The 8670-nt window shown below is 63.6% G+C and carries 12 protein-coding genes; 5 read left to right on the top strand and 7 right to left on the bottom strand.

Features of this window, described 5'->3' with window-relative positions; all coding sequences use genetic code 11:
- Positions 1–389: 389 nt before the first annotated feature.
- The 3 genes from rpsN to rpmB are packed head-to-tail and all read right to left on the bottom strand — an operon-like array spanning position 390 to position 1101.
- Positions 390–695: a 30S ribosomal protein S14 gene (gene rpsN, locus KNN17_RS18395; RefSeq protein WP_028267656.1), complete on the bottom strand. Its 306-nt coding sequence runs from the start codon at positions 693–695 to the stop codon at positions 390–392.
- Between the two features lie 2 nt (positions 696–697).
- Entirely contained in the window at positions 698–865 is a 168-nt protein-coding gene (gene rpmG / locus KNN17_RS18390) for a 50S ribosomal protein L33 (RefSeq protein WP_003798558.1), read from the bottom strand.
- A complete protein-coding gene (gene rpmB, locus KNN17_RS18385; RefSeq protein WP_078107326.1) occupies positions 865–1101 on the bottom strand; it encodes a 50S ribosomal protein L28 in 237 nt (78 codons plus the stop codon). The genes rpmG and rpmB overlap by 1 nt, the downstream gene beginning before the upstream one ends.
- Positions 1102–1528: 427 nt before the next feature.
- Between rpmB and KNN17_RS18380 the strand changes: the two genes are divergently transcribed.
- From KNN17_RS18380 to KNN17_RS18370, 3 genes are read left to right on the top strand one after another with little or no spacing between them, the layout of a single operon-like run.
- Positions 1529–3001, top strand: coding sequence for a ferredoxin reductase family protein (locus KNN17_RS18380; RefSeq protein ID WP_241710343.1), 1473 nt, complete (start codon positions 1529–1531; stop codon positions 2999–3001).
- Positions 2998–3543 (top strand): FMN-binding protein, encoded by a 546-nt coding sequence (locus KNN17_RS18375; RefSeq protein WP_241710342.1) that lies wholly within the window; start codon positions 2998–3000, stop codon positions 3541–3543. Before KNN17_RS18380 ends, KNN17_RS18375 begins: the two co-directional genes overlap by 4 nt.
- The gene (locus KNN17_RS18370) at positions 3527–4375 is read left to right on the top strand and encodes an FAD:protein FMN transferase (protein ID WP_308196844.1); all 849 of its coding nucleotides are present in this window, start codon (positions 3527–3529) and stop codon (positions 4373–4375) included. Before KNN17_RS18375 ends, KNN17_RS18370 begins: the two co-directional genes overlap by 17 nt.
- On the opposite strand, the gene KNN17_RS18365 is transcribed toward KNN17_RS18370, so the two are convergent.
- Entirely contained in the window at positions 4362–5123 is a 762-nt protein-coding gene (locus KNN17_RS18365; protein WP_241710341.1) for an SGNH/GDSL hydrolase family protein, read from the bottom strand. The two genes, KNN17_RS18370 and KNN17_RS18365, sit on opposite strands and share 14 nt — an antisense overlap.
- A 74-nt stretch (positions 5124–5197) precedes the next feature.
- Positions 5198–5677, bottom strand: coding sequence for a MarR family winged helix-turn-helix transcriptional regulator (locus KNN17_RS18360; protein WP_078107321.1), 480 nt, complete (start codon positions 5675–5677; stop codon positions 5198–5200).
- 111 nt (positions 5678–5788) lie between these two features.
- Here KNN17_RS18360 and KNN17_RS18355 point away from each other — a divergent pair, with 111 nt between their 5' ends.
- Together KNN17_RS18355 and KNN17_RS18350 are read left to right on the top strand one after the other, a co-directional pair.
- Complete coding sequence (locus tag KNN17_RS18355; RefSeq protein WP_241710340.1) at positions 5789–6421, top strand: NADPH-dependent F420 reductase; 633 nt, start codon at positions 5789–5791, stop codon at positions 6419–6421.
- 56 nt (positions 6422–6477) lie between these two features.
- The gene (locus tag KNN17_RS18350) at positions 6478–6762 is read left to right on the top strand and encodes a YciI family protein (protein WP_241710339.1); all 285 of its coding nucleotides are present in this window, start codon (positions 6478–6480) and stop codon (positions 6760–6762) included.
- 45 nt (positions 6763–6807) lie between these two features.
- On the opposite strand, the gene KNN17_RS18345 is transcribed toward KNN17_RS18350, so the two are convergent.
- The gene (locus KNN17_RS18345; RefSeq protein ID WP_241710338.1) at positions 6808–7620 is read right to left on the bottom strand and encodes an SGNH/GDSL hydrolase family protein; all 813 of its coding nucleotides are present in this window, start codon (positions 7618–7620) and stop codon (positions 6808–6810) included.
- 2 nt (positions 7621–7622) lie between these two features.
- Positions 7623–8513, bottom strand: coding sequence for an SGNH/GDSL hydrolase family protein (locus KNN17_RS18340; RefSeq protein ID WP_241710337.1), 891 nt, complete (start codon positions 8511–8513; stop codon positions 7623–7625).
- Positions 8514–8670 lie beyond the last annotated feature (157 nt).

Genomic DNA, 8670 nt, shown 5'->3' with positions numbered 1-8670 from the left:
CCCAAACTTACCCGAACTGCCAGCATCAAGCAAATCGGCGTTTCCGCGATTCACTGCTCAACAAGGGTCCCCACCCATCCACAGCACGCTAATCAGCACGCCATCTCCAGGCCGTTTATCAGAGGGGGTCGGTCGCTATCTTTCCGCATCAGCGGCGGCGACCCGATCTACTCTACACACCCCCAAGACCCCACGCAAATCACGCCTCAGGCGAGCAAGAACCGCGGTAATCCGGGACAAAACGGCGGTTTCCGCGCAAAAAGAAGCCGCCGGCGTCGTAATTCAACACTGTGTCCTGCACCACTTAATCGCGAAGCCACAAGACCGCCGCCTTAAACGCAAGAAGGGCCGGCAACCAAGCGGTTGCCGGCCCTTCTAGTGCTTCTGGATTACCAGGAAGACTTGGTGATGCCCGGGAGCTCACCGCGGTGAGCCATGTCGCGGAAGCGAACACGGGAGATACCGAACTTCTGGAAGGTACCGCGCGGGCGGCCGTCGATGATGTCGCGGTTACGCAGACGGATCGGGGAGGCGTTGCGGGGCAGCTTCTGCAGGCCGAGGCGAGCCTCTTCGCGTGCTTCGTCAGTCGCGTTGGCGTCAACCAGGGTCTTCTTCAGTTCGAGACGCTTGGCAGCGTAACGCTCAACGATGACCTTGCGCTGCTCGTTGCGAGCAATCTTGGACTTCTTAGCCATGTTTAGCGCTCCTCTCGGAATTCGACGTGCTGGCGGATCTTGGGGTCGTACTTCTTCAGGACCAGACGGTCCGGGTCGTTACGACGGTTCTTGCGGGTTACGTAGGTGTAACCGGTTCCCGCAGTGGACTTCAGCTTGATGATCGGACGTACGTCCTTGTCTTTTGCCACTAGAGCTTCACCCCACGAGCCAGAACTTCGGCGACGACTGCGTCGATGCCGCGAACGTCGATGGTCTTGATGCCCTTGGCCGACAGGGTCAGCGTGACATTACGGCGCAGGGACGGAACCCAGTAGCGCTTCTTCTGGATGTTGGGGTCGAACCGACGCTTGTTGCGGCGGTGCGAGTGCGAAATGCTGTGTCCAAAGCCCGGCTCGGCTCCGGTCACCTGGCAGTTTGCTGCCATGACGACTCTCCTAAAAAATAAAATGAAACGGCCAGCAGAGTTCCTGCTTCCCGTGCAATAGGCGACGTCCGCAGCCAGTCCACACCGTTTTCGGTAGTTCCCGCAGCTCGTATCGCTCGACTGAAACCAGCCAATGATCACCGCTGCGGCGAAGGTAGTGGGTCCGGACAACAGGCCGGAATACTGGGCGAATACTGGAATGCACGCAACTTGAGCCCCTAACTACCGGCCCGCGGATCTCCTGTTGTTGCCAACAGTCACCGCCAACCGGAGCAATTGCACACGCTCCGCGCCACCTAGCGCCTAATAAGTCTAGGGGCTGGGGGAAATTAAGACCAATCGGGTGTATAAGAACCAGGCCACAAGTCATAAGCGGGGGCTAGCCCCTTCACAGGAGAACGAAAGGTTGAGCATTCAATCTTGAGGCATGAACTCACAACTCCTCGCCTCCCCGGGCCAACGCGTGGATACACCGCCAGGCCGTCGTCCTCAAACGTCACCGCGTCGCAATCCCGCTAAGGGACGGTTCGCGGCGCAACATCGCCGGCGCATGCGCCGGGCGGACATGCTCACGGTCGCGCTTTGGGCATCCCTTGCGGCGGCGCTGGCGTTGTGGCTCGCCGACGGCGGAGTGTCGACCGTCGGCAACCTCACCCAGGCGGTCACCGCCGTCGGGATCGTGGCCGGACTCGCCGGCATGGACCTGGTCATTCTGATGCTTCTGCTCGCGGCACGCCTCCCTTTCGTGGACGGCGCAGTCGGGCATGACAGGGCACTGGAATTCCACCGAAAGCTAGGCAAGCCGGCGCTGTACTTGCTGTTGGCACATGGACTTCTCCTTGCCACCGGCTACGGCATGGCCGAGGGCCTGAATCCCGTCAGCGAGGCCGTTTCCCTGTGGGTCTTGGTACCCGATATGTGGCTGGCGTTCGTCTCCATGGCGTTGTTCATTGCCGTGGTGGTCACTTCGCTGGTGGCTGTGCGGCGCCGTTTTCCCTACGAATTCTGGTATTTCGTTCATCTGCTCACCTACCTTGCGGTAGCGACGGCAATCCCGCACCAATTCAGCGTGGGCGGCCTGTTCGCCGAAGGCACTTGGCAGCGCTGGTACTGGCTCCTGCTTTGCACAGGAACGGGCGCGGCGCTGGTTTGGTACCGCATTGCCCAACCGGTAATAGCCACCTACCGGCACCAACTGACGGTGCGCCGCGTAGTGCGGGTGTCCCCCGACGTCGTGAGCATCGAAATGACCGGGCTGCGATTGAACGAATTGTCGGGTAGCGGTGGCCGGTTCTTCGTATGGCGCTTCCTCGCTCCCGGCATGTGGTGGCAGGCGCATCCGTTCAGCTTGTCGGCAGAACCGCAAACCGGAAAGTCATCGAGGCAGCCGATGTTGCGGATCACTGTTCGGAACCTGGGGACCGGTTCGGCCCGCCTCGGCTCCCTCAAGCCGGGGACGAAAGTAGCGATCGAAGGACCATACGGGGTTTTCAGCACGGCAGCGCGAAGCAGGGACCGCGTCGTGATGATCGGTGCGGGAATCGGGATTACGCCCCTCCGGGCGCTCTTGGAATCAACTCCCTTCGCGCCAGGCCAGGCGACAGTCCTGCTGCGCGGCAGTAGCGCGGAGGAACTGTTCCTCGGAGACGAGATCATGGAACTGTGCCGGAAGCGTGGCGCGACCCTGTTCCACCTGACGGGTCCGCGGTCCGGCCATCCCCACAGCGCCTGGCTGCCTGCCTCTGCCGGCTCCTCGAGTCTGCGGGACTTTGTGCCGGACATAGCGGACGCTGATGTTTACGTTTGCGGCCCGACGGCATGGGCCGGCGAGGTACTAGCCGAAGCAAAAAGCTCCGGCGTCCGGGAGGAACAACTCCACTACGAAAGGTTTGACTGGTGAGACTCAGGGCAGGAATTTCAGCAGTGCTGGCATCGGCCGCAATCCTCGTGGTCGGCTGGCAGGCGGGCACACAGGTGACGGCATCCAACGCCTCCACCGTCACGACGTCCGCGGCGGGAACCACCGGTGGGACCGCTTCAGGTACGGGCTCGACGGCGAATGGAACCACCGGGAGCAGCACGCCCGGGTCCTCGGGAACCGGGGCCGGCACCGGTTCCACTACGGGCTCCAGTTCCACTTCCACCCTGGGAGCCTCGGCCAAAGCGGGCGGCACCTACGCAGGCACGGCGGTGGAGACCCGTTTCGGAACAGTCCAGGTCCAGGTAACCATCAAGGCCGGCGTGATCACCGATGTCACAGCCCTGCATCTGACCGACCAGGAGCAACGATCCGTCCAGATCAGCGCCAGGGCAGCACCCCTGCTCCGCTCCGAAGTCCTGAGCGCCCAGTCCGCGAACGTGCAGACCATCGGCGGGGCCACTTATACCAGCGAGGCATATTTGACATCCCTCCAGGCGGCCCTCGATGCAGCCCACTTCTAAGCCAAGCGAGCCCGGACTGGGCAGCGCGGAACCCCGCCTTCGTTCCCGTACGTTCACCAGCATGGGCACCGTGGTGAGCCTGGCCATCCCCGCCGCTCCAGGGACGGCTCCCCAAGCTTCGGTGGAAGAGCTCGAGGCGGCCACCGCCGTCGTCGAGCAGTTGTTCAAAAGGCTGGATCGGACATTTAGTCTCTACCGCCCCGACTCGGAGGCGAGCGCGTTGGCGCGGGGCGAGCTGGCCCTGAGGGACGCCGCCCCGGACATGCGCCGTCTGTACGTCGAGGCGAGCGAATGGCGCACCCTCACCGATGGCGCGTTCACGGCGGAACGGCCCGACGGCGTCGTGGACTTGTCCGGGATCGTCAAGGCACACGCCATACGGGAAGCTGGAACGTCGCTGCTCGCGCTCGGCTTGAAGGATTGGTGCCTCAACGCGGGCGGGGACGTCCTGGTGGACGGTTCGCCGACGCCGGGCAGTGCGCGGCCGTGGCTGGCGGGGATTATCGACCCGGAGAACCGGTCGACGCTCCTGACCGCGTTTCCGCTCGGCAACGCCGGCAAGCACGCGCTGGCGACCTCGGGAACGAGCGAACGCGGCCACCACATTTGGTCCGCGGGCCTCCAAGCGGCGCCGAACGAGGGGTTCCGCCAGGTTTCCGTGGCAGCCGCAGACATCATCACGGCCGACGTCCTGGCCACCGCCATCATGGCGGGCGGCGCCGCAACCCTGGCGCTGGCCACCTCACACTGGGACGTGGACGTGCTCGCGGTGAAGAACGACGGCGGGTTGCTCGCCACCCCGGGTTTCCGGAACCTCGCTACGGCCGGGTGAGCTGCGGGTACTTCGGGCTCAGGCCATCACCTGACGACTTGCCCGTAACGCGGCGGACGACCCACGGGGCGGCATGTTCACGGGCCCAACGCGCGTTGGCCCGCAACGCTTCCACCCGCGCGAGCTGGGGTTGCGGGACCGGCGGCGGGACCTCGAGGGAACCTTCGTGCTCCAAGACGGCCAGCACCCGGTTGGCCATGTTGATGTGACCGGCAGTGGACATGTGCATCCGGTCCTGCGCCCACATGTGCCAGTCGTGATACTCGCTGAAGCGCCAATAATCCACCACCAGCGCCCCGTGGTTTTCCGCGATTTCCCGCAGCAGTTCGTTGTAAATCGCGGTGCGTCCGCGCATGGTGCCGAAAACCTTGGAACTGCGGGCATCGAAGCCGGTGAAGAGAAGCAACGTAGCGCCGGTGGCACTGAGCTTCCCGATGCCGGCCTCGTAGTCCTCCATCAGCCTGTCGATATCGACTTTGGGGCGGAAGATGTCGTTCGCTCCCGCATACAGGGTCACCAGCGTCGGTTGAAGCGCGACGGCGGCATCCACCTGCTCTGTCATGACTTGCCGGAGCTTCTTGCCCCGGATGGCCAGGTTGGCGTAGCCGAAATCGTCGTTGCTTTGGGCCAATTGGTGGGCGACGAGGTCCGCCCATCCCCTGACTCCGTTGGGGCGCGAGGGGTCGGCGTCGCCAAGTCCTTCGGTGAACGAGTCACCCAATGCCACATACCGGGCAGAAAAATCCATGGCGCCAGTCTTTCATCAGTGCGGGGCGGCCGTCACGCTCAGCAGCCGCGGTCGCTGGTCCCGCCAGCCGCGGCTTAGCGTTCGCGCAGGATCCAGTGATCGTCGTCCAACCTGGCCACGATTTTCTCTGCGATCCGCGCGAGGTCCGCAACGTCGTCGTCGGTCATGGCGTCCAACATCAAGGCGCGGACCGCGTCCACATGACCCGGGGCGAGGGACACGATGGTGTCCATCCCGGACTCGGTCAGGTGCGCCACGGTGACACGGGCGTCGCCCGGATGGGCCTCGCGTTCCACCCAACCGCGTCTTTGGAGCTTGGTCACGACGTGCGACAACCTCGACAGGGAAGCGCTGGTGCGGGCGGCAAGCTCACTCATCGGCAGGAAACGCCCATCCGCTTCGGACAGCATCGCAAGCACGTTGTAGTCGAACAGCGACAATTTGCCGGCCGCTTGCAGTTGTGTATCCAAAGCTGCGGGCAGAAGGGTGTTGATGCTCAGGAGGGCCAGCCAGGCACGGCGTTCGTCGGCATTGAGCCAGCGCGGTTCGGTCATGGATTCATCTTAGAAGGAAATAAATACTTGACACTTCAACTCAAGCTCATTATTGTTTTAGTTGAAGCTTCAAGTAAATGAATCCGCAGGACTCACGCGAAGGAAAAGATAATGACTGACATCACCATCATCGGCACGGGCAACATGGCGTCCGGCATCGCGGCCCGCGCTGCCACAGCAGGCAAGAGCGTCCAGATCCTCAGCCGCAACGCCGGCTCCGCTGCCGCGCTTGCGGCGACGGTCAACGGAACCTCCGGCATCACGGGATCTCCGGTGGAAGGCAGCATCGTGGTGCTGGCTACGCCGTTCGGGGCCTCCAAAGAAGTCCTTTCTTCCTACGGCTCAGCGCTCAACGGCAAGACGATCGTGGACATCTCCAACCCCGTGAACTTCGAGACCTTCGATTCCCTCACCGTTCCCGCCGGAACTTCGGCCGCCGAAGAACTACAGGCCTTGGTGCCCGGCGCCTCGGTCGTCAAGGCATTCAACACCGTCTTCGCCGCCACGCTCGCGGAGGGCGAAGTGGACGGCCAGACCCTCGACGTACTCGTGGCGGGCGACGACGCCGAGGCGACGGGCGCCGTCGTCGACTTCGTCAAAGGCGCCGGGCTGCGTCCGGTGAACGTCGGACCGCTGCGCCGCTCGCGTGAGCTCGAAGCCTTCCAGCTGCTCGTCATGACCCTGCAGATCAGCGAAGCCCACCCCGACTACAACTGGAACTCCGCAGTCAAGCTCCTGCCGTAGTTCATTTTCGGAGGGCGGCCCCTTGTGGCCGTCCTCCGCGTTGTAGGCTGGGCGGCATGTTCGTCGTCTCTCTGACCTACAAAGTTCCCGACGAGATCGTCGATTTCCACCGCCCGGCACACATGGATTGGGTCAAAGAAGCGTTCGACGCCGGCACGTTCCTCGCGTCCGGTCGTCGTGTTCCAGCCATCGGGGGCGTGCTGCTGTCCAACGTCGATCGCACAACGCTGGACGCTTCGCTGGCGACGGATCCGTTCTACGTCAACGGGGTAGCGGACTTCGAAATCATCGAATTCACGGTGACCTCCGCATCCGCAGGGTTCGAAAACCTGCTGGACTAGATGCCCGTCCGCAGCCAAAGTTGTCAGGCGTGACGCTTGACCATTTCAAAGCCTGACTGATTGACGGGACGTCCCCAGTCGCTCCGGCAAGACAACGGGCATCAGGGCCGGCCAGCGGGCGCTCAGATGATCCCCGCTCGAAACTCCCCTGAAGCGACGCGAAAGCCAGGGTGCGACATCGCGCCTGAGCCACGCGGCGTCGTCGGCCATGATCCCGGCGCGGCTCCGCGGTTGCAGCGGCCCGAGTACCGGTGACTCGAGCGAGTGCGTGGCGCCCAGGACTTCCAGGACTTTCTTGGCCATGTAGCGGTGTCCTATACCGGACATATGCAGCCTGTCCGGAGCCCACATACGGCGGTCCTGATAGTTTTCGAAGCACCAATGGTCCACCAGAAGCGTTCCGTAGGCTGCCGAAATGCGCCGGATGTGCTTGTTGAAAACGGCCGTGCGCAGCTTAAGCGGCTCCAGAACGGGCGAGAGCGGCACGTTGTATTCGGTGAACAGCACGACCCGGGCACCACTTTGCGCGATCCTGGCAACGGCGGCCTCGAAACCACGGACCAGTAGGCGCATGTCCAGCCGTGCACCGAGGAGATCGTTGCCGCCGGCATGGAAGCTGACCAAAGTGGGAGCCATCGCGAGCGCCGGCTCAAGTTGTTCAACCACGATCGGCGTGAGCCGCCGGCCGCGGAGGGCAAGGTTGGCGTACTGTGCCTGCGGCTGGTGCCTGGCCAGTTCCTCTGCCACGCGATCGGCCCAGCCCCGGCAATCGTTGGGAAGGCGAAGGTCTACGTCGCCGACGCCTTCGGTGAAGGAATCTCCGACGGCGACGAATCGAAGCGGCGTATGCGTAGCCATGGTCATGTCCCCCCGTTGTGGGCTCTTCCTGTTGCCTGGCTTCCAGAGTCGGTGGCCGCCGCTGCGGCTTGGCGCTCCGCGACCTTCCGCAGCCCGGCCTTCCTCGGCACCTTCACGGGCTCCGGCCAGCGCGGGCCAAGGCTGTCCCCAAGCGTGACGCCGCGAAGCTTCCGGCCGAACAAGGGCAGGACCCAATCGTTCACCCAGCGACGTTGTCGGCGTTCCCAATCGCGCAGCTTGAGGCGCTGTGGTGGCTCCCAGTCCTTGGGAGAGAACTTGTGCGGGACGCCGAGGTGATCCAGGACCTGCGACGCCATGTATTTGTGTCCGGCTTTCGACATGTGGAGACGGTCCGAGGCCCACATCCGGCGGTCGTGGTAGGCGTCAAGGCACCAATAATCCACCAGCACGGCCCCGTACTTGGCGGCCAGTTCGCGGACGCGTTCGTTGTAGAGGGCGTTCCGCTTCTTGAACGGTTCCAGCACGGCCGAGACCTTGACGTCGTACCCCGTGAACAGGACCAACGTTGCTCCCGTGGCTGCAAGGCGCGCCACGAGCCTTTCGTACTCGGCCATGAGGATGTCCATGTCGGTGCCGAAATCCAGGATGTCGTTGCCGCCCGCGTAAAGCGTGATGAGCGTGGGTTCCATGGCCAAGGCGCGGTCCAGTTGCTCGTCGACAATATGGCGGAGGCGCTTGCTCCGCACGGCAAGATTCGCATACTCCCAGCCAGGTTCGGCCTTGGCCAGCTTCTCGGCAACGCGGTCGGCCCAGCCCCGGACGCCGTTCGGCAGGCCCTCGTTCCGGTCCCCCACGCCTTCGGTGAAGGAATCGCCCAAGGCAACAAACCGCCGTCGTCCGTTCTGGTCAGCATCAAGCACGTTCCCAGCCACCCCGCCAGCGTAGCCCCGCCTGGTTGCCCGCCGGCAAAGCCCAGGTTAATTCGACGCCCGCTCACCTATGGGGCATTTTGACCGAACGCCCGCTCACATGAGGTGAGCGGGCGTTCCGGCTTTTGGCCGTATACGTGAGCGAGCGTCAGGGAAAGTG

The organism is Arthrobacter bambusae (assembly GCF_022606295.1).
GTDB lineage: Bacteria > Actinomycetota > Actinomycetes > Actinomycetales > Micrococcaceae > Arthrobacter > Arthrobacter bambusae_A.
Note: the sequence above shows the minus strand (reverse complement) of the source record. Positions and strands in the feature narration are given on the sequence as shown.

Bases quoted from the DNA above. Each gene is read 5' to 3' on its own strand.
- KNN17_RS18365 (WP_241710341.1), bottom strand. From the start codon at position 5,123: ATGGATTTTTCTGCCCGGTATGTGGCATTGGGTGACTCGTTCACCGAA.
- rpsN (WP_028267656.1), bottom strand. From the start codon at position 695: ATGGCTAAGAAGTCCAAGATTGCTCGCAACGAGCAGCGCAAGGTCATC.
- KNN17_RS18350 (WP_241710339.1), top strand. From the start codon at position 6,478: ATGTTCGTCGTCTCTCTGACCTACAAAGTTCCCGACGAGATCGTCGAT.
- KNN17_RS18380 (WP_241710343.1), top strand. From the start codon at position 1,529: ATGAACTCACAACTCCTCGCCTCCCCGGGCCAACGCGTGGATACACCG.
- KNN17_RS18355 (WP_241710340.1), top strand. From the start codon at position 5,789: ATGACTGACATCACCATCATCGGCACGGGCAACATGGCGTCCGGCATC.
- KNN17_RS18370 (WP_308196844.1), top strand. From the start codon at position 3,527: ATGCAGCCCACTTCTAAGCCAAGCGAGCCCGGACTGGGCAGCGCGGAA.
- rpmB (WP_078107326.1), bottom strand. From the start codon at position 1,101: ATGGCAGCAAACTGCCAGGTGACCGGAGCCGAGCCGGGCTTTGGACAC.
- KNN17_RS18360 (WP_078107321.1), bottom strand. From the start codon at position 5,677: ATGACCGAACCGCGCTGGCTCAATGCCGACGAACGCCGTGCCTGGCTG.
- KNN17_RS18345 (WP_241710338.1), bottom strand. From the start codon at position 7,620: ATGGCTACGCATACGCCGCTTCGATTCGTCGCCGTCGGAGATTCCTTC.